Origin of the sequence: Parabacteroides caecihominis, from assembly GCF_023656785.1 — a bacterium.
Taxonomy (GTDB): Bacteria; Bacteroidota; Bacteroidia; order Bacteroidales; family Tannerellaceae; genus Parabacteroides; species Parabacteroides segnis.
Genome location: NZ_JAMOKS010000008.1, coordinates 182,667 through 202,223 on the forward strand (window position 1 = coordinate 182,667; position 19,557 = coordinate 202,223).

19 protein-coding genes are annotated in these 19,557 nt (G+C 42.6%); 3 read left to right on the forward strand and 16 right to left on the reverse strand.

Annotated elements, in window-relative coordinates:
* Positions 1–25: 25 nt before the first annotated feature.
* From NBH14_RS08700 to NBH14_RS08750, 11 genes are all read right to left on the reverse strand, one after another.
* On the reverse strand, positions 26–1,159 hold the full coding sequence (locus tag NBH14_RS08700) for a glycosyltransferase (RefSeq protein ID WP_186960939.1): 1,134 nt from the start codon (positions 1,157–1,159) through the stop codon (positions 26–28).
* Positions 1,160–1,181: 22 nt separating this feature from the next.
* Entirely contained in the window at positions 1,182–1,910 is a 729-nt protein-coding gene (locus tag NBH14_RS08705) for a sulfotransferase family 2 domain-containing protein (RefSeq protein ID WP_186960940.1), read from the reverse strand.
* 41 nt (positions 1,911–1,951) lie between these two features.
* Positions 1,952–3,166: a DNA primase gene (locus tag NBH14_RS08710; RefSeq protein ID WP_186960941.1), complete on the reverse strand. Its 1,215-nt coding sequence runs from the start codon at positions 3,164–3,166 to the stop codon at positions 1,952–1,954.
* Positions 3,167–3,370: 204 nt separating this feature from the next.
* Positions 3,371–4,138 (reverse strand): sulfotransferase family 2 domain-containing protein, encoded by a 768-nt coding sequence (locus NBH14_RS08715; protein ID WP_186960942.1) that lies wholly within the window; start codon positions 4,136–4,138, stop codon positions 3,371–3,373.
* A 37-nt stretch (positions 4,139–4,175) separates the two neighbouring features.
* Positions 4,176–5,561, reverse strand: a complete 1,386-nt coding sequence (locus tag NBH14_RS08720; RefSeq protein ID WP_186960943.1) for a replicative DNA helicase — start codon at positions 5,559–5,561, stop codon at positions 4,176–4,178.
* Positions 5,561–6,055 (reverse strand): hypothetical protein, encoded by a 495-nt coding sequence (locus NBH14_RS08725; protein WP_186960944.1) that lies wholly within the window; start codon positions 6,053–6,055, stop codon positions 5,561–5,563. Before NBH14_RS08725 ends, NBH14_RS08720 begins: the two co-directional genes overlap by 1 nt.
* Before the next feature lie 316 nt (positions 6,056–6,371).
* On the reverse strand, positions 6,372–6,782 hold the full coding sequence (locus NBH14_RS08730) for a hypothetical protein (RefSeq protein ID WP_250817307.1): 411 nt from the start codon (positions 6,780–6,782) through the stop codon (positions 6,372–6,374).
* Positions 6,783–6,963: 181 nt separating this feature from the next.
* The gene (locus NBH14_RS08735) at positions 6,964–7,932 is read right to left on the reverse strand and encodes a glycosyltransferase family 10 domain-containing protein (RefSeq protein ID WP_186960945.1); all 969 of its coding nucleotides are present in this window, start codon (positions 7,930–7,932) and stop codon (positions 6,964–6,966) included.
* Between the two features lie 27 nt (positions 7,933–7,959).
* A complete protein-coding gene (locus tag NBH14_RS08740; protein WP_186960946.1) occupies positions 7,960–9,120 on the reverse strand; it encodes an OmpA family protein in 1,161 nt (386 codons plus the stop codon).
* Positions 9,121–9,696: 576 nt separating this feature from the next.
* Positions 9,697–11,439 carry a PD-(D/E)XK nuclease domain-containing ATP-binding protein gene (locus NBH14_RS08745; RefSeq protein ID WP_250817309.1) on the reverse strand — a complete coding sequence of 581 codons (1,743 nt, stop codon included), beginning with the start codon at positions 11,437–11,439 and terminating at the stop codon, positions 9,697–9,699.
* A gap of 125 nt (positions 11,440–11,564) precedes the next feature.
* The gene (locus NBH14_RS08750; protein WP_010803438.1) at positions 11,565–11,807 is read right to left on the reverse strand and encodes a DUF4248 domain-containing protein; all 243 of its coding nucleotides are present in this window, start codon (positions 11,805–11,807) and stop codon (positions 11,565–11,567) included.
* A 279-nt stretch (positions 11,808–12,086) separates the two neighbouring features.
* Here NBH14_RS08750 and NBH14_RS08755 point away from each other — a divergent pair, with 279 nt between their 5' ends.
* Genes NBH14_RS08755 through NBH14_RS08765 form a run of 3 tightly spaced genes read left to right on the forward strand, consistent with a single transcriptional unit; the run spans position 12,087 to position 13,315 of the window.
* The gene (locus tag NBH14_RS08755; RefSeq protein ID WP_250817310.1) at positions 12,087–12,542 is read left to right on the forward strand and encodes an HU family DNA-binding protein; all 456 of its coding nucleotides are present in this window, start codon (positions 12,087–12,089) and stop codon (positions 12,540–12,542) included.
* A 2-nt stretch (positions 12,543–12,544) separates the two neighbouring features.
* Positions 12,545–12,991 (forward strand): glucosaminidase domain-containing protein, encoded by a 447-nt coding sequence (locus tag NBH14_RS08760; RefSeq protein ID WP_186961526.1) that lies wholly within the window; start codon positions 12,545–12,547, stop codon positions 12,989–12,991.
* 57 nt (positions 12,992–13,048) lie between these two features.
* Positions 13,049–13,315, forward strand: a complete 267-nt coding sequence (locus NBH14_RS08765; RefSeq protein ID WP_186961527.1) for a hypothetical protein — start codon at positions 13,049–13,051, stop codon at positions 13,313–13,315.
* 89 nt (positions 13,316–13,404) lie between these two features.
* On the opposite strand, the gene NBH14_RS08770 is transcribed toward NBH14_RS08765, so the two are convergent.
* From NBH14_RS08770 to NBH14_RS08790, 5 genes are read right to left on the reverse strand one after another with little or no spacing between them, the layout of a single operon-like run.
* Positions 13,405–15,126: an ATP-binding cassette domain-containing protein gene (locus NBH14_RS08770; RefSeq protein WP_186961528.1), complete on the reverse strand. Its 1,722-nt coding sequence runs from the start codon at positions 15,124–15,126 to the stop codon at positions 13,405–13,407.
* Positions 15,127–15,135: 9 nt separating this feature from the next.
* Positions 15,136–16,404 (reverse strand): O-antigen ligase family protein, encoded by a 1,269-nt coding sequence (locus NBH14_RS08775; protein ID WP_250817312.1) that lies wholly within the window; start codon positions 16,402–16,404, stop codon positions 15,136–15,138.
* A complete protein-coding gene (locus tag NBH14_RS08780) occupies positions 16,314–17,354 on the reverse strand; it encodes a glycosyltransferase family 4 protein (protein ID WP_186961529.1) in 1,041 nt (346 codons plus the stop codon). Before NBH14_RS08780 ends, NBH14_RS08775 begins: the two co-directional genes overlap by 91 nt.
* 3 nt (positions 17,355–17,357) lie before the next feature.
* Positions 17,358–18,425 (reverse strand): glycosyltransferase, encoded by a 1,068-nt coding sequence (locus NBH14_RS08785; RefSeq protein WP_186961530.1) that lies wholly within the window; start codon positions 18,423–18,425, stop codon positions 17,358–17,360.
* A complete protein-coding gene (locus tag NBH14_RS08790) occupies positions 18,410–19,309 on the reverse strand; it encodes an MraY family glycosyltransferase (protein WP_250817314.1) in 900 nt (299 codons plus the stop codon). Before NBH14_RS08790 ends, NBH14_RS08785 begins: the two co-directional genes overlap by 16 nt.
* Positions 19,310–19,557 lie beyond the last annotated feature (248 nt).

The window sequence follows — 19,557 nt, forward strand, 5'->3', positions numbered from 1 at the left end:
TTTATATTCGTTTTTTACCAATCCACTAATAGTATATAAAATCAGGTTTATCCATTTTCCCGGTTACCCAGTCATACATTACTTCCAGTTGTCCGGATACTTTTTCCACAGTATATTTCTTTAGCACCAGTTGTCGTCCCCGCTCGCCCATTTCATCCAGCAAGCCCTTATCACACGCCAACACTTTACGCATCGTATCAGTCAATGTCTCCGTATCATTCTTCACCCACCAGCCACACCGGCATGTTTCCAGTTCCTGCCACGGAGTGCCTGTCGATGCAATAACCGGAATGCTCTGCATCAAAGCCTCAGGTATAATGCGGCCGAAGTTTTCAAAGTCGCTGGGAACAACCAGGCAGGAAAGGGAAGCGAGCAGACGATTTTTTTCATTACCTGTCACTAACCCGGTAAAACGAATCCGTTTTAACTGTGCTTTTCTGACTTTCTCTTTCAAGGAATCGACATAACTATTATCCCCGTCTCCCATGATCACCAATTCGCCAGGTTCGTCCAGCCGTTGCCAACAATCGATCAGCCGTTCTATATGTTTTCGCGGATGAATACGGCCGAGGTATCCAAAACGCTTGATATCATCTGTTTTCGAAACATCATTTGCAAGCGGTTCCAATTCTACCGGATTAGGTATAATAGCGACCGGATTTGTAAACCCCATCTCACGGTAATAGTGCATCTCTTCCTCACAAGTGGCCTGCACACATGTCGCCTCCTGTAACTGCCGGCGCTGGAAAAAAGATAATGCCAGTTTTTTTATGACAGCCGACTGTTTCAGCGCTTCCGGATAAAGCATCCCGCGCAAAGTAATGACATAAGGTATCTGTTTTTTACAGGCCATATGCGCAGTCAGGTAAACCGGATACTGCCAAAGTCCCTGTATATGATAAACATCCGTATCAGTATCTTTCCCTAACATCTCTTTTAAACGGGAAGAATAACTTACACGTCTCCGCCAACCTTTTAGCTCCGGCAAATAACAGATAAATGACTCTTCAGATAAGACAGTCTCCCCGGAAGGAGGACGGAATGTCAGAATTTTACTATTTTCCCCCATTCTATTCAAATATCTGACCGGTAACAGCGTGCTGACAGCCGGTCCTCCGCTTTCTACACTCAGGAAAGGAATGACATGTAATATTTTCATTTATACGAAATATTTCTATTGATTATTTATTTTCATACATCAGAAATAACTCCCAGTCTTCCGGGTATAATTTTTCAATCTTCTTCCGAATATCGTCCGGTATCGCATAGTCCTTTGCTATTGCCAAACGATCTTTATACGCAGACAAACCGAAAGTGTCCAGCAACTTTTCCCAATCGCTTTCCGATTCATACCGTAATATTTCTACTTTGTCAGCCATATAGTTACTTTGGGGAGCTATCCAGGGAATTCTTTTGTTTCTCAAAAAAACATCCTGTTTACTACGCTTTAATGAAGAAATATATTTACAAGAATCTTCTGGTGAAGCGAGATTCAGCTTCACCAGAAGACCGGTATATGTCCCAGGACATATACTTCGCAATAATTCGTATATTTTTTGGTATTTGTTCAAACTTAACCATTCCTTTTCATAAAAATATCTGAAGTTTTTTATGGAACAAAAGTTAAAAGGAGCCAGTTGTTTTTTCAACTCTTTTATTCCGGAATAAAAACGATTATAAGGATTCCGGATCATCGTAACAATCCTGTAATCTTCCCATTCCGTTATAAAACGAGGCAAATCATCATACGTTATATGCCCCAAATCTGTTCCATATTCTTTTGAAAAAAGTTTCCACCATTTCGTAGCATCTGTTTTTCCATACTTCTCGATATAAATATCCCTCAAAAATGTTCCGCCACATTTCGGATTATGCAAGTATATTATTTTACGTTCTCGGTCAACAATCATATATTCTATTTTAGAAATTGTTTTGAATTTATTTTCAACGACTAATCCAATAACCATTCCGCCTTCAATACCGGAGAATGCGCCAGTAGCTGCGTAACTTTCTCCAAGCGTTTATGCAGGGGGATCATTCCGGCAAATAAGTCTTTTCGCTCCGTTATCGTCAAAGCCAGGTGTAAGTTTTCCAACAAGCGTTTTATCTGCCGAAGCAGGTCGGTTTCATAAACTTCCAACCGACTGAAACGGGTTAATCTTTTTATATATCCGGTAAAATCTTCGCGTCCCATCATACCAAGTAGGGAATCCGGATCATGCTCCGGTTCAAGAACGATCCGTCCGACCGAAAAGCCTTTTTCAACCAATAAGCGTGCCGATCGTATCCCGTTCGTTTGCCCGGCTTCATCGCCGTCGAGCATAATAATGGCGTAATGGGTGTATTGACTGAGTAACGTTATATGTTGTTCGGTTAATGCCGTTCCGCATAAGGCCACCGTATTCCGGAACCCGGCGGCATGCATGGCCAGCACATCTTTGTATCCTTCGGTGATATAAACAAAATGATGTTCACGGATTGCCTCCAGGGCTTGATATAAGCCATATAAAATTTCGCTTTTATGGTAAACCGGACTATCCGGCGAATTGACGTATTTACGGATATCCGTCCCTTCCGTTTCTCCTTGGTATCGTCCGGCAAAAGCAATTAGTTCTCCCTTTTCATTCCGTACCGGAAAGATAATACGGCCACATAAATCCGCATAAGAGACGGGCAGAGCAGCCGGAGCAATTCCAACTTCAAACGTTTTATATGTTTCGCGGAGAATATCCGTTTCCGGAATATAGGTTTCCAGCAAATCGAATATCATCCGGTGGCTACGGAGCAGGCTGTCTATACAGAGTTGGCTGACCGGTTCTACCAGTGCCGGCTGTCGCTTCGGTCGTACCGGAGGATATTTGACTGGTTGGTAATCTTCCTCCGTATCCGGCAAACCGTACCACGCTGACAGCTTCTTCAATGCCGTACGGAAATCGCAACCTTCTATCCGCTGTACGAATTTGAACAGGTCGCCTCCCTCGCCACAGGCAAAACATTTATAGTATTGTTCTTTCACATTCACACAGAATGACGGATGCCGGTCATCATGGAACGGGCAAAGTCCTACCAGCGTCTTCGCCGAGCTTCCACTCCGTTTCAGAGGCAGGTAGCGTTCAACTACCTCCTCCAAACGAGCCACTTGTTTGATGCGATCTTTCCGGTTCATAATATATCAGATATGAGTGTTTGTTTATAGCAACTGGTTGTACCTGGCTCCCCTCTTGAGAGGGGGAAGGGGGTGTGTCATAGTTTCGCTCTATAACTAGCTTTAACACACCCCTTATCCCCTCTCAAGAGGAGAATTGGTTACTACCGTCACTATAAACAGATAGTTCAATTATTTCTAAATTGGCACATTATTTCTATGATTTCATTTCTTGCCTTTCAAATATTCCTTTAGCTTCCTGTATTCATCTTCATATCCGAAAGCGATGAAATCTTTTTTGTATTTCCGGTAGACGAGCCATGCCGTAAACGGAGTGTAATAATCCATCCAACATTTTCCGGTCAGCGAAGCAGCCCGGTTCGTATGAGATAACGGAAGAAGATTAAATCGTTCACGGATCGGTTCATATTCCTCTTTTATATTTTCAACCTTACCGACAAAATCGACCTGGCATTTATCACCTTTGTCATAAATCAATCGGTACTGCCCTGCAAAATGAGGTTCGTCCAGACAACCGGGAAGTAAAAAAACCCTACGTACAAATTGACTAAAATCCTGTACGCGCAACAAACTACTAAACAAATAACTATCCCAGCAGATATCATCCGGATGCTGTATGCATTTATCCTCAAAACAAGAAACCAAACGTTTGAAAGGATTTCGCACAAACGTGAATTTATAATACCGGCCGGTCTCCTGATCCAACTCTACCTCTGTATAAACTCCCGCAAAAACATGGATATCCGGCTGTTCTCCGAACATTGAGATTTTAATCGAAGAACAAGCCACTTTCGGATTATTCAAATACACCAGTTTCCGGTCCGAATCGATAATAAACTTTCGAGGTAATCTTTTTGTATTTTTGATATACAGGCGATAGATTACAAACAACTTACTAATCCCAGGGATAACCATTTTTAATAACTTCTTTAAATTTAGAGAGCCACCTCTCACGTTTATATTTGTTAACATTTTCCGTTATTTTAAATGCTTTTCAATTATCATTATATCATATCACTCTCGGATCATAATCCGTCAGGCAAGTCATTGCCGGATTGTAGCGGAATTTAGCTATACCTGTTGCCCCGTTACGGTTTTTAGCAACCAGCAACATGCCCACTCCCCGCAAATCTTCCTTTGTCTTCGGATCATAAAAAATATTGTACTTCTCGGCACGATAAACGAATATGACCCCATCCGCCACCTGTTCTATCGCACCGGAATTACGCAAATCGCTCAGCATCGGGAAATGACTCCCCTGGCGGCGATCGACATCACGGTTTAGCTGGGCCAGCAAAACCACCGGGATTTTCATCTCTTCCGCCATCAGTTTCGCCTTACGGGCGATGTTGCCCAAGGCCAGATCTGTCGTCTCCTGCAAATCATTTTTTGATAGAATAATATTGATCAGATTCAGATAATCGACATATAAAACTCCCAACCAGCCTTTCTTATGCAAAGACTGGGCTTTGGCACGCATATCTTCGATCGTGTCCGATCCGCAATACTCCAGCGTGAGCGGTAACCGCTCCAGTTCCTTCTTTGCTTCTTCCAACCGGGCACGATCAGAAGCTGAAGTACCTTTAAAACGCAAGCTATCCGCATTGACTCCGCTGATCATCGAAAGCAGTCGCATCACATTTTGCTCTTTACTCATCTCCACACTGAAATAGGCGACTGCCATACCTTGCCGCGCCTGATGGAGTGCCATCCACAAAGCCACTGCCGATTTTCCCATGGAGGGACGTCCGGCAATAACCGTCAATTCCTCTTTGTAAAGTCCTCCCGTCATCGCATCCAGGTCATGCAAACCGAAAAAGACACGGCTGATTTCCCCGGATTCACGCAAAGCCTGTTCACGATACGATTCATCCAACACACGGGCGGCTACCGCACCGGCATTCTCCATCGACGAAACATGTGCCATGCCATCGCGCAAGGAACCGGCCAGATCTTCTATCCCCGTCAATAACGCTGTAACATCGGCGGAGGGCAACTGCGCCTCCGTCTCTTTTTTCTTCAACTCATTCACCAATTGGCGCAAGGTATAACAACGAATCAGCTCGTCGGCATGGATACGGATATGGGCATCGGTGCGTACGTCCAGCAACATGTCCGACAGAAACGACAATCCGTTCAACTGCATATACAAGCTATTATCCAGCCGTCGCATCTCATTCTCTACGGTCAGCATATCGACAGCTATCCCGGAGGCCATCAGCGAAAGAACCGCCCGGTAGACAAAACCGGTCCGGTTGTCGCTGAACATATCCGGCTGTAACCGGTCCGCCACATCGAATATTGCTTCCGGACTTATCAACAGGCCGGCTATCACGGCTTGTTCCAGCCGGAGGTTCGTGTTCGGCTGAGACTGCATGTTCTTTTGTGCATTCATCAATTCACCGCTCCTTTCTGATTATTACCCGGATTATAAAAATTCATCGCTTCGTCCCAGATACTGCCACCGGAATTATTCCGGTCGATTTCGTTCGTTTTATTTGCCGCCGGTTCCCCATGTTGCACCTGTACGGATTGTTCATAATTGACCAACGCGATCCGTTTGTAAAAACCGACATTCGACACCAGTACGAAATGTTGCTTTTCCAGCTTCACCAGACATTTCTTTACCTGGCGGCGATCGATACCGGTCAGTTCCTCGATCTCCGTGTACGAAGTGATCCACTCTCCCGGATGACAGAAATAAACCTGGTCGTTCAAACAAACCTGTCCTTCGCTGAAATAGGCAAAGGTTTCGACACAGAGTAAAACACAAGCCAACTCATGAAGATCCCGTTCTCCCATAAAAAATGCGCGCAACACACTTCTACCCACTTTCAGATAGCCCGACTTCCGGTAATCCGGAGTCATGTTTTCCTTACGTTTTTTCATTTTTACAACCTTTTTAGTTACTAATTCAAACGTGACAGGTAAAAGCGCGCTTTTGTGACAGATTACGAATTTTGATTATCAAACGGTAGAAGATGGTTATAAGACATTACCTTGACAACGGTTCGTACGGCCTCTTTAATATAGAATGAATATTATTATAACTAATACAAAGAAACGTGCGATCAAAAAATCATTCAGGACACTCCTGCCCGCTTACCCTATGATGTAAATATACACCCGGTATACCGCTGGGCGGAGTACACTAAAAACCGGGAAAACGAGAAGAAAGCAAACTCATTCCCAGCTGATTAATAATTTATTTCTTGGTTTTTAGTGTGTGAAACGAATCTTTAAACTTTGTTAAAACCTCTTCATATTCAGGAGGCATCTCATAAAACCATCGGCGGATGGTGGAAAGTTCCTGGTCAAAACGAAACATACCGCAAAGCGTTTTAACCAATTGCCCTTTTTTAGCTCTGATGATTCCCAGCTCCAATAAAACCGACATGACTGCAACAAAGAAGCGTGGGTAAACCAGTTCCCTGGGTGGCGTATAATACAGCTGGCTTTCATAACCGTAATACTGTATGATCGTATCGCGATATTCCGTAAAGAAACGATGGGAAAATTGATGCCATTGTTCACTGTCGATATCACCCGATTCGCGTAAAAAAACAGCTGTCTCCATAACCGTCCGTACCGGATCCGGTTGTCGTTGAATATTCACTTTAAAAGTCGGAAAAGATAACGGATCTCCTCCCGCAAGCCTACATAATTTTTTTTATCCATTGTTGTATGTATTAGGCCGGGAATGAGTTGCTTATTTCCTAAAAAAAGGTCATGACCTTTAACTGTAAAAGTCCCTTATTTTGAAGTTAAAAGACTGGTCTTAACATTTCAAAACACCCTTATTTTTTTCCCAGTAGCTTTTTGGTCATAGATTTTGACAATTCAAAGAATGTCGGAGCATCATATCTCCTTCGTCTCATAATAGTAAATTTGTTACAGCCATAGCGTACCCGGCGACCGGCTTTATCCAGAGGTTGTTCAAAAATATGCCTGAAAAAATCCGTTATTTTTTTTATTTCACTATCCCAAAACTCCTCAAAATTAGCCCCGTAAGGCCAGAAGGGCGTCATCACTTTTTCCAGATAAGCAGCATCGTCTTTATCCAGGCGGATAATCTCCTCAACAGCTTCTTCCATAGAAGAATAATTCATCAGATTAACAAACGAGTTCGGATGGTAATCCGAACTGACAGTGGGGCTACCCCAATATAGCGGTAACGACTGGGCCATGAACGGTTCCAGGATTTTTTCAGTCGCATATCCCGGCAAACTCGAATTCTCGATCGCTAAAGTGAATTTATAATCACGCAGGAACTGTCGCTTATCACCAACCCTTTTACCCATATTATTCAAAAAAGCACCACCTGAATCGATTCGTTTATAACCGGATAAAGCATTAAAGAACAACTCCCGATAAGGGGCGACACAAGTATTGTTGGAATAAACAAAATTGCAGAATTTACGGTTTAGCAACGCTTCTTCTTTTAAAACCGGTAAAACCAGGTGAGAATCCTTTCTATACAGAAATCCGCTATATTTCCGAAAAGTTCTGTCATCACATTGAAGATTACTCAAACTTAGGGCATAATCGCATAAATTAAGATCGGGCATGATGTTTTCGTCACTCCAAAAAATCCGGATACAGTCTTCATAAAACAAATGTTCATTTCCAAAACAGGAATAGAATAAATAATCCGGATGTTCTTTATCTATCAGAAACTCATATTCATCCGATAAAAACCATAAGTAAAATTTATAATCAAAACCCGGCCAGAAATCAACAAAATTACAGCGTATTTTCTTTTTCATATTCGAATTCATTTAGTAGATCCAAAACTATTCATTTATCATTCTCAGATTTTCACGGGCTAACCTCGGATTCTGAGGAAGAGACTTACGGAAATAAGAGGCGGCTCCATCTTTATCCCCTTCTATCAGCAACAAAACTCCCTGATTATTATAAGCGCGCGGATCATCGCCTACCTGTTGGAAAAAGTGGCGGGCCGATTCCTTATCGCCCAATGCTAACGAAGCGGCAGCGGCATTCAGCAGGGCGACTGCACAGGAGGGATAGGTATAGGCGGCTATCTCATATACTTCACGGTATTGTTCGGTACCCGGACGATAGAAAGAGGCCAAACGGATAAAATCTGGTAATGAGATTTTTTCCGGATGGGTATATACTGCTTCGAGCAATTGAGAATCAGTAAAGACAGGTTGTTGCACTTCTGTTTCGACAGTCAGTTCCATCCGGCGTAAACGGCTGAAAAAACTCTTTTCGATATCTTTATAAACGGCACCGTTATCTATGGCTTTTATCTGTTTGCGACGGCTATCCGGATCGTCAGTCAGTTGGAAAATAGCCAGTACACGGCTACCGTATTTTTTATCTGCCCCGGAGATTAAACGTTTCAAACCGTCCCAGTCTTCTCCCACCCAATCGACGGAAACCTGGCAGGTGGCAGGCAGTTTGAATTGTTTTTGCAGATAGTTTTTAAACTGAACGGCACGGTTGCCTGCCAGACGTTCGTTTTCCTTTGTATTTCCATCGGGAGAAGCGTAACCGGTAATACGAATGTTTTTTACATACCCGCCAGCAGATTGCAACAAGGTTTTCAAATGTCCTTCCAGCTTTGCCAGTTCGGCAGAATTATTTCCGTATTTAAGGTTCACCTGAATACCACCTGCCGGAAAATCAATGTAAACAGCCAGTTGTTCCTTCAATAACACCGGAGCCAATTCTTCTTCCGGAACGATGTAATTAATCATCCGGTTATAAACTGACTGGGCATCGACCTGTAACTGGGGTATTACCATATTCCGGGATATTTGCCCCTGTTGCTTGTCAGCTCCCGTTTCCTGCACCGTTCCGGTTTGTACGGTACGTGCCACAGCATACACATCTTCCGGAATAGTCGTTTGTTTTTGAGTACTACAAGCCGGAAGAACAGCCAGTAAACCAATACCGGCAATTCCTTCTAAAATTCTTTTTCGCATGATTTATGTAAGTTTTTAATACTAATTATTCAAGATCAAAAAGAGATAGATTGTCCCGTTGATATAATCAGAGGTAAGGTTTGGTTCAAGATTTGGCAGATATGAGTGTTTGTTTATAGCAACTGGTTGTACCTGGCTCCCCTCTGGAGAGGAGGAAGGGGGTGTGTCATATCTCCGCCATACAACCACCATAATCAGAGTCACTTGACTATTACAGGTTCATTTGCCGTTTGCTTCAGCTGACGGTTTACAAGTTGTTTCTCTCTTTTGGCTTCAGCCACATTTCTCCTAGATAGAAAACTGTAAGAAATGGGACTAAAGTCCAATGAGATAGACCCTTTACTAATCCGTCAGCTGAAGCAGACGGCAAATAAACCTGTAACAAGGCTTGTTTTATTGACTGGCTTTAACACACACCCTACCCCCTCTCAAGAGGGGAGCCAGTTACAACCAGTCAATAAACAGATGATTCAATTATTTCTAAATTGGCACATTGGCATATTGCCACATTGGCTCATTTTCTAAATACGATTGTAATTCTCTGACCTTCGGACTAGAATAAAGAATGTATCAACATCACTCAAATTCCTGCATTGCTACCGGTTGCCAGCCTCTGTAGACTGCGGCAAGGAGACGCAGACGGGTGTTACCGGTACTGCTCTTTACCCTTTCATCGGATGCATATTTATGCAATTGCGTTTCTGCTTCCTGCATCAACGATTCAACTTTAGTTGTCGTATCATCCCGTTTCAGAAACTTCAACTCTATCAGGTAAGAATATTGCATGTCCGGATAATTGGCCAGATTGGGCATCAGGTAAAGATCTGAAAAACCACGTCCGGCTTCAAATTCGGGCCAGATGATAAAATAATCCGTTAAACCCATATAGGCTAACATAAGTGTTTTGATAGTCGATTCCTGATAGATCGCATCACGAAGGACGGCTTTCTTATCCACCTGATCAGCAAAAAAGCCCAACGCAGCTTCCCATTCTCCGAAATAAGCCATGCGGCGCATACGGTCGGACAATTCCATAAAAGGGAAAACTATCGAATCGCGTTCTTTCATCGCTTCCACCAGGTAGCCGTAAATTTGTTCGCGAACCGCAAGGTTCGGCACTTTCATTATCGTCTCTCCGTATTCTATCCGGTCATAAGTCAACAAACCGAAATAATACAACAGGGAAACAAAATTTCCCGGATCAGCCAGGTTTTCAGCGGGAAAACTATCTTTTATCACATTCCCGTTCACTTCGCCTGTATCGATCAGGCGGGTTATGACCGAACGTCCCTCTTCCTGCATCTTATCGATACGGATAAAATGACGCAATTTGCTGTAATCGGTACGGATATTACGGTCCAACATATCGGAAGGGGCACGTTTTTTCAATAAATAATTATTCAGAAAATAAAGTACCATATCAGAGTTATACATGGTCTGTCCTATGCATTCCCAGGCAAAACAATAATTGTCATACCAAGGCTTCATCAACCTGACAAGTTCTTCTTTTGAGTTAACCAGCATTCCTTCTGATTCATAATAGGATAACATCTCTTGCAATTCAGATTCACTGAATCCAACCATTGAATTAAATTGTTCATCCGTCGTGATATTCGTCCCGATATTAAATCCACTTGTCACATCATCCAGGGTTACAGGCGACACACCGGTAATGAACATTCGTTTTACAGGAGCTTCCGGACCGGTTGTAATTGCTTTGACAATATTGAAAAATCCACGGTAAAAACCGGAGTCATGTGTCAGGGCACGATACACATTATTACCCTCACTGGATAATATCGTATTTGTAAAATTATCATATTCGTCGATCAACAGGTAGATAGACAAGCCTAACATACCGGCACGTTTTCCTATATAATTCAATTGGCTGGCTGCCGACTTCAATTCCCGTATGCCCTGTGAGAAGCCGGGTTCAAAATAAGATGCATACTGGTCGGCGAACGCCTCCATCTGTATTTTAGCATACATGTTGAAGTTTTCCTCCAACGCCTCTCCCGTTCCACGAACGGCACTGAAATTGAAATAAAGTACCAGATACTTACCTTGTTCTGAAGTTGGATGTTTGCCGATATATTGATTACCGAATAACTCGTCAAATTTATCTGCATATCTCACATCATAATAACAGTAAAGCATATTCAGGAACAAAGACTTTCCGAAACGACGCGGACGGATCAGAAACAGAAAAGCTGCCGTCTTTTCCAAATCCTCAATATATCGTGTCTTATCCACATAATAATAATCTTCTGTAACAATACGAAGATAATCCGTCAATCCGTAAGGTATTTTCTTTGCCATATCTTTCTTCTGTTTTACTATTTCCTACTTATTACTTGTCATTATCGGCAACTATCACACAAAGATAAATAATTATACCGTACGTACTGTCTAATTTTCAATTTTCAATTCCTAATTTTCAATTCTCAAGGTTCTCCCAGAAACCTGAATATCTGTTGCGTCTGCAAAGGTGTAAACTTGCGCTGACCTTTGCGCCAGCCGGATTGCTGCAAGGCGGTTGTCAGGTCTTTGTTGAAGGCAATCCAACGCTTGATGGCTTTCGCTGCCGAATCGGGCTGCAAGGACGGGTTATATAACAAACCCAACTCTGTTAGTCCGTAACTGCGTACTTTTACATGTACTTCCGGTTGTTCCGTTTCCTTATTCATATCCTACTGTTTCTAATTGGTTTATGCTTTAAATTTACAAAATAAACAACAGAAAAACAAGCGTTTACCTCTATATATTCCAACTAAAATCACTTTATAACCAGACATATCAGCCTTTATCCATACATAACCGTACATAACCGGAGTTAACCGGAAACGACACTCTCCCACCGTCGTACCTTTGAGTTGTTATCGATAACCAATCAGTTAATCGTCAATAGTTTTCGGAACATTTCCATTGGCATATTGGCACATTGTCAAATTAAAAAATTATTTCCCATGGCTTTAAATTATCACCTCGTAAAACGTCCCGACATGCGTAAAGACGCTGCCGCAGGCTCCGAGCTGTATTATGCACAGGTACGGGCATTGAAGAAAGTCAGTTTCGAAAAGTTATGCAGCATGATCGCCATGCGAAGCACCGCATTTATCGGTGATGTCATGCTGGTGATCGAAGGCTTGCTTTCGGTCATGCAGGAACGCCTCGAAGAAGGCGATATCATCTGTATGGGCCGCCTCGGCAACTTCCGCATGGTAGCGGGAAGCAAAGGGGCCGCCACAAAGAAGGATTTCGATACCTCTCTCTTTAACGATGCACGCATCGTATACGTATCGGGCACTATGCTGGCCGATATCAAGAAAAATGCTAAGTTTGAAGAACTGAAACCGATCACCGATCCGGATGCCGGCAACAATGGCGGCAGTGGTTCCGAAGACCGTCCTGAAATCGAATAGGCATGGATAAGCAAGCATTCTTCAAACAGTTCCTTCCGGCTGCCCAGGCGGCCGGGGAACATTTCAAGCTGAATCCGGATATCATTCTGGCACAGGCCGCCATCGAAAGCGGTTGGGGTGAAAGCGTTCTTTGCCGAACGTTCCACAATTACTTCGGCCTTACCGGATACGGACAACCTACCCTCTACTGGAAAGGGGCAAAAACCCTCCGGATAGAGGACGGAGGACTCTCTCACCTGCAATTCAGGATCTATGAATCGGATCAGCAAAGTTTTTTCGATTTTGCCCGGTTGATCCGCACAGTCTATCCGACGGCAGCTGCTGTCAGTAACTATCCGGAAGCGTATGCCAAGGAAATCGCCTACAGCCGCTACATCAGCGAACAGAACGGCGACAACCGCGAAGCCTACCGGCAACTGCTGATTACGATCTGCAATTATATGAAATAAATAACCGCTCATTGGCATATTGGCATATTAGCACATTGACACATTAAAATTATTCCTATGAAATATCTTGAAGCTATCCTCGGTTTCCTGACTACGATCGCCCGATTGATTTTTCGGGGCAAAGGGAAACATAAACCCGGTCAACCTGTGGTTGACGATACTGGCCATCCTGGCTGTCCGCCATCAGAATACGGAAGTGGCGCTGCCAGCGATCGGGGCGATACTCTCAATATCAGGGAAACCTTCCCTGCACCCGAAAAAATAATGGGTACGGCACTGATTCTCTGTGCAACGGGAGGGTATTTGCTGAAATTGCTGGCATAATCCTTTCCCTTTAGCAAGAAGGTGTCGGAAGTCACTATCCTGTCATCCCGGGCTTGTCCCGGGATCGCATACTAAGTTGATATACATTGTTATTGTATATTACATATATCCACGATCCGGCGACAAACAGATAACGATTCCGGACGATGGGAAATAACCAGTAACGTCAATCCCGGACATTCCTCAGAAAGCCGGATGATAGAGTCGTTGATCGCATGTTCCGTTGTCTCGTCCAGAGAAGAAGTCGCTTCGTCGAACATCAGAATCTCTGCTTCCTTGTATAAAGCCCGGGCAATCCCCAACCGTTGGCGCTGACCTCCCGACAACAGGCTTCCGCCTTCACCCACCGGCGTATAAACACCTTTGGGCAGAGAACCGACAAAATGATTCAGCGAAGCCAGACGGAGAACCCGGTCGATCCGCTCCATATCCGGGTGTTCACTATTATACCCCATTACAATATTATCGAGTAACGTACCTTCCACCATAAACAATTGCTGCGACACATAGCCGATGCGGCTCCGCCAGGAGACCAGTTTATCGGCTGACAAAAGAACATCATCCACATAAATTCCTCCGGAATCCGGTTGCAAAAAACCCAGTATCAAATGAAACAATGTGGATTTACCCGAACCGGATTCTCCCCGGAAACCGACAAAATCACCTTTATGTATTTCCAGAGAATAATGAGCGAATACGGGAACTTTGCCATCATAAGAAAAACAAATATCCCGGATTGTTATCGAATGGCTGAACTCAATCGGAACCTGTTCCGTTACAACCTGGGTTACATGTCCGGATTCAAGATCGGACAAAATGTCCAAGGCAAACGAATTACCCCTCATTTGAAAAATATATCCCGTCGTTTTTATAATGCCCGGTAACACTCGGTAAACAGCGATGGCGAATACACCGACTATCAGTCCTATAGCAGGCAATGTTAACAACTGTGTTGCAACAATCAGAACCACCACCGAAGAGACAATAGCCACTTCCAGTACTTTTTGCAGTGAATTATTCAAAATAAAATTACGGACGGTTAAACTGTTTTGCTTATTCAACAGAGTAGAAAAAAGCGAAAAACTGTTTGAGAAAGTACTATTCATTTCCATATCTGTAAACCCGATAAATGTCTGTTGCAATAATTTACCCCTCTGAGGATTCAACAGATATAACTGTTCCCCGTATTCCTTTATTTTAGAACGCGAAAAACGATAATAGCTCCATGTTATAGGTACAAATGTCAAAAGGACCAATAAAAAAACATATACATTAAAGAGTATCAATCCAACCAGAATGGAAGTTGTAACAAAAATCTCACAAAGCAATTGGGTATACGGCACAAAATAACCTTGTATTAAATTACCGGCTACGCTATTAATCTGATTAATCAATTTATGACTGTTATTCTGCTTGATAAATAAATACCCTTTGGAATAATAATACTTATAAAGCTGCAAGGACAAATAACTGGAAATAGCAAATAACCGTTTATTTTGCTTATACTGTAACCAGGCAAACAGACAAACACGTATAATTGAAAAAAGCAATACTGCCATACAGATAAAAAACACAAACGACCGGATGCTGTCAAATCCCATCCAATTGTAGAACACGGCCATATACCGATTTTCAAGGATGATATTTTCATTAAGCACCAGTAATAAAACAGGCAATAAAATACCGGTCCCCACCAAATCCAAAACAGCCATGACAAAAACAGAAATACCGACTTTCCATAAATGCAACCTGTATAAACGAGGTAATACTTTATATAAACGTTTCAACTCCGAAGGTATGATTTGTATCATATCAAAAAACTATTTTACATTAATTACTTTATTACACTCCGACAACAGCAACCACAGGAAAAAACATAAATAAGCCCCCGAAGACACTATATATCCTTCAAAAAACAGGTGAAAAAAGAACAAAAACAACAGAGAACCCAGAAAATAGCCGTTTATACCGACCGATTCTCTTTGGAACATCCGGTACATTAAAGACAGATACGGAATAAAAAAAGCCAGGAACCCCGTTATCCCCATTGAAGAAAGGAGAAATAACCAACTGCTCCCCGGTTCAACGGTTCCAGTCTCCAGATTTACTTTGTTTGTCTTCGCGTAGTCAGGCCTCACCGTAGCAAATCCAACACCAAAGACGGGGAATCCCTTAAATTCAGTCATACGGGCTTCCCATAAATCATCCCGTGAACCGGTCAAACTACCTGCTATTTTACCACCTTCCATTTTAGAACGTATTCTTTCCGTATAGGGCCACCAAATACCAGCAGTCAATACTGCCAATATGGCTAGCATAAAAACGAGCCGTGCCAACCGTTCCACACGATGACGATAAATCCGGCTATAAAAAAAAGCTGCTGCCATAACAGAACTCGCCAATGCGGAACGGGAACCGGCCAGTAATAATACGACCAATGAAATAACCGCTATTCCAATTTCCTTATATCGTCCACAAATTCCGGAAGACAAATAAAAACGGTACAAACTATATACCATCGAAATCCCTGCTAACGGACCGACCAGCATGGATTGATTTGTCAATCCGCGGAAACCGCTGTACCCATGTACAAAAGGCAATCTGAATACCCACCCAAAAAATGAAATGACCACAATCCACCGGATAGCCGCTAACGCATATATAAAAAGCAAACGCCTCCATGTAACCATATACGGATTTACAAAGAAAGGACCGACCGCAAAGACTACAGACAAAAAGGCCAGAACCCGGAACCATACTTTAAAATAAGCAGGGATCTCATTCACCCAAATAGAGATAAACAGGGCAACCAGAAAAGGTATGTAAGTATATGATATTTTTAAGCCTCCCCGTAAAACAAGCCAGATAAAAATAGCTAAAAATACAGCATAATATACATTATCCGGAATAGGATGAAAATAAGGTATAACCTTCGTCAGTGTCAATAAAAGGACACCGGGTAATGCAATGCGGGAAAGAATATCCGTCGTGGCAACCATCATTTCAATACGGTTAAAATACAATCGGCTACTTTCGACGGTGTAATCCTCTCTGACAGTTCCCTGCTTCTCCGTCCCATTTGTATCCACTGCAACTCCGGCAAACGGATAAAACGTTCAATCGCTTTTCTGATAGAACGTTTGTTTGCCGGTTTAAACAAAAAGCCATTTTCCCCGTCTTTCACAAAACAACTCACGGCACCGCAACAATCGGATGCCAGTATCGGCAAACCAGCACAAGCGGCTTCATGTATCACCAACGCCCAGGGTTCGGTAACAGAGGGTAAAATAAACGCTCCGGCCTTTTCCAACTCTTCCGCCAGTTCTTCCTGCGGCATAAAATCTTTTATTTCGACATCCGGGTATCCTTTCAGCTTAGCATAATCAGGCCCATTCCCTATCAGCACCAATTTCCAATTTTGACGATCCGGTATTGTTTTCCAGGCCTCCAAAAGGTATAACAAACCTTTTTCTTTCGAGAATCTGCCTATGAATACTAAACGACGCGGATATTCATTTTCCGCTTTTTTCAAATTGATGCCAGAGAACAAATCCACATCGGCCGACAAATTATGCATCAGAATCTGTTCCTGATGAAATCCCAGTTTACGTGCGTAAGTAACCTGCGGTTCGCCAGATACAAACAGATGGCTGAACCACCTACGGTGACGAAAACGGGATATCAGGACATTGAACCATTGCATTCCCCCTCTCCATTGAGTATCGCTGCTGGCTACTACGGGTATATGTAGTTTCTTACGAACTTTGCCTGCCACTTCGTTATATAAGGGATCTATCCAACCGGCAGTCCAGAGCAGGTCCGGTTCCAACCTTTTTACCAAGCGGAACAAATGGTCGGGGTCCCAAAACGAAGAACGGTTGTAATACGTGACTCCTTCCAACTGGGGAGGCAAATAAGGCGTTTTCTTGTTTGAATCCGACAATACAACATGTACATGGCATCCCCTCTCGACCAAAGCCTTTATAACTATTACATTATAAGGCATTAACTCTGTATACAAAATTACAATGGTAATCATATGTTATTTAGATATAAGTCGTCTGAACATACGGTAAACACCATCAAAATGATACCGCATATAGAATAAAATCCGATAATAGCTGTCTGTTATTCCGCGAGTCGTTTTAAACAGAAAGAAATAAAACATTCTTTGCTGGAAACCGGCAGGACGTGACAATATGAGGTCCCGTTTTAATAAGCTGTTTTGCTTAAATTCCTTTTCCAGACATTCGATACGTTCCCTGCGCGTAAGAGGACAATTCTTTTTATAAAGACCTGCCGCATACGCAGAATAATCGGTAATTCTTTTGGACCTCAGATAGAATTCCATATCACAGCTATTCCAGTCATGTATTTTGAAAAATTGACGGAACGCATCTTCCGTCAGTTGACAAGCCAGCAAATGGTCTGGTGAAAAAGAACCGGCTGCACTCATCCCATCCCGGCATAAATAATGATAAGGACTGCTATCCGGAATAAAACCGATTCTTTCGGCAAACGAAAATGCACGCAGGTTGAATACCAAATCTTCATGGGGTAACATTTCCATAAACCGGACTTTTTGTTTTTTCAGTAATCCGGAACGGTATAATTTATTATAGGCTACCGCAAACATTCTTTTTTCTTTCAAGAATAGAAAAGCATCCAGCGGTGTTACCGCCGGCCATTCTGTAATCGATTCTACAATCCGGTTTTCTTTTTTCCGGTTATCACGCAGCCATTCTGTTGTTACTCCTGTAACGACAATATCCAGGTTATCCGCTTCCGCCTTCGCATAAAGAGAAGCAAACATCTCCGGTTCAATCCAATCGTCCGAATCGACAAATCCGACATATTCACCGGTGGCCAGCTCTAACCCTACATTGCGTGTCGCACCCGGATTTCCGTTTCTTTGATGCACCACTCTGATACGTTTATCCTGCAAGGCATACTGTTCTGCAATACGCCCGCTGTTATCGGTCGAGCCATCATCTACCAGTATAATTTCCAGTTCTTTCAATGTTTGATGGCAAATACTGTCCAGGCAAGCCGGCAGATATTTCTCCACATTATAAATCGGTACAATGATCGATATCACTTTCTTTTCCATATTTTCAATGATTTACTCAACAGGATACCGAGCAGCAGGTCGACTATCAATATGATAGTTATATTACATACGTCTGTCAGCCAATTATTCAATGCCAATAATACGATTGTAAATGCCAGAATAAGTTCTGTTGTCTGTAAATGGGTCATACCCGCAGCCAAACATTTATGATGCAAATGATTCTTATCGGCAATAAATAAGGGACGGTGGTGCATAGCGCGTACCAGCATAACACGAAGGACGTCGAACATCGGAATGAATAATAAGGTAAACGGAATTACCAGATTCTTTACATCCGGTTCCGTTTCCGATACATACACAGCATATTTAATGACCAGAAAAGACAACAGATATCCCAACGACAACGCTCCGGCATCTCCCATAAACATCTTGGTTCCTTTGGCAGTACGGCCCCATACATTAAAATATAGAAAGGGTATCAGGCAACCCAACGCCGAAAAAGCCAACATCGAATATAGCCATAGCCCTTTATAAAAAAACATCAGTCCAATCACCAGGAAAGAGAAAGCACTCCCTCCCGCTGCCAATCCGTCGATACCATCGATCAGATTGACCGCATTTGTTATAAAAACGATCAACAAGACTGTAAACGGAATCGCGATATATTCCGGCAATATGTACACCCCAAACAATCCGTATAAATTATCCAGATAAAAGCCGGATACCGGAAGTAAAGAAGCCACAGCAAATTGTATAAAAAATTTCTTACGATAACGAACCCCTATCAAATCATCTTCTACTCCGGTCATATACAGGAACAAACATCCTGCCGACAAAAACAAAAACTCCAACAATATATTGCCATTTAATTGGTGATTCATCGGAAAACCAATCAAATAACGGTAACCGACTACTAATGACATAGACAAAACAATGGAAGGAAAAAATGCCAGACCACCTAAACGGGGTATTTTTTCATGATGACACTTCCGCCTATTCGGCGTATCATATAATTGTTTGCGTCGCGATATATTCAAAATTTGAGGAAGAAACATCAGAGAAAAGAAAAAGGACAAAATCAAACAGAGAAATAAAGATATCTTGCTTTTCAATGGTTCTCCGGTAACAACATCCAAAACAACTAAAAATGAATTAGTTAACATGCATTTAT

Coding starts and splice junctions, on each gene's coding strand:
- NBH14_RS08745 (WP_250817309.1), bottom strand. CDS start 11,439: ATGGCAAAGAAAATACCTTACGGATTGACGGATTATCTTCGTATTGTT.
- NBH14_RS08785 (WP_186961530.1), bottom strand. CDS start 18,425: ATGGAAAAGAAAGTGATATCGATCATTGTACCGATTTATAATGTGGAG.
- NBH14_RS08705 (WP_186960940.1), bottom strand. CDS start 1,910: ATGATTGTTGACCGAGAACGTAAAATAATATACTTGCATAATCCGAAA.
- NBH14_RS08725 (WP_186960944.1), bottom strand. CDS start 6,055: ATGAAAAAACGTAAGGAAAACATGACTCCGGATTACCGGAAGTCGGGC.
- NBH14_RS08750 (WP_010803438.1), bottom strand. CDS start 11,807: ATGAATAAGGAAACGGAACAACCGGAAGTACATGTAAAAGTACGCAGT.
- NBH14_RS08765 (WP_186961527.1), top strand. CDS start 13,049: ATGAAATATCTTGAAGCTATCCTCGGTTTCCTGACTACGATCGCCCGA.
- NBH14_RS08710 (WP_186960941.1), bottom strand. CDS start 3,166: ATGAACCGGAAAGATCGCATCAAACAAGTGGCTCGTTTGGAGGAGGTA.
- NBH14_RS08770 (WP_186961528.1), bottom strand. CDS start 15,126: ATGATACAAATCATACCTTCGGAGTTGAAACGTTTATATAAAGTATTA.
- NBH14_RS08755 (WP_250817310.1), top strand. CDS start 12,087: ATGGCTTTAAATTATCACCTCGTAAAACGTCCCGACATGCGTAAAGAC.
- NBH14_RS08760 (WP_186961526.1), top strand. CDS start 12,545: ATGGATAAGCAAGCATTCTTCAAACAGTTCCTTCCGGCTGCCCAGGCG.
- NBH14_RS08740 (WP_186960946.1), bottom strand. CDS start 9,120: ATGCGAAAAAGAATTTTAGAAGGAATTGCCGGTATTGGTTTACTGGCT.
- NBH14_RS08715 (WP_186960942.1), bottom strand. CDS start 4,138: ATGTTAACAAATATAAACGTGAGAGGTGGCTCTCTAAATTTAAAGAAG.
- NBH14_RS08790 (WP_250817314.1), bottom strand. CDS start 19,309: ATGTCATTAGTAGTCGGTTACCGTTATTTGATTGGTTTTCCGATGAAT.
- NBH14_RS08720 (WP_186960943.1), bottom strand. CDS start 5,561: ATGAATGCACAAAAGAACATGCAGTCTCAGCCGAACACGAACCTCCGG.
- NBH14_RS08735 (WP_186960945.1), bottom strand. CDS start 7,932: ATGAAAAAGAAAATACGCTGTAATTTTGTTGATTTCTGGCCGGGTTTT.
- NBH14_RS08700 (WP_186960939.1), bottom strand. CDS start 1,159: ATGAAAATATTACATGTCATTCCTTTCCTGAGTGTAGAAAGCGGAGGA.
- NBH14_RS08780 (WP_186961529.1), bottom strand. CDS start 17,354: ATGATTACCATTGTAATTTTGTATACAGAGTTAATGCCTTATAATGTA.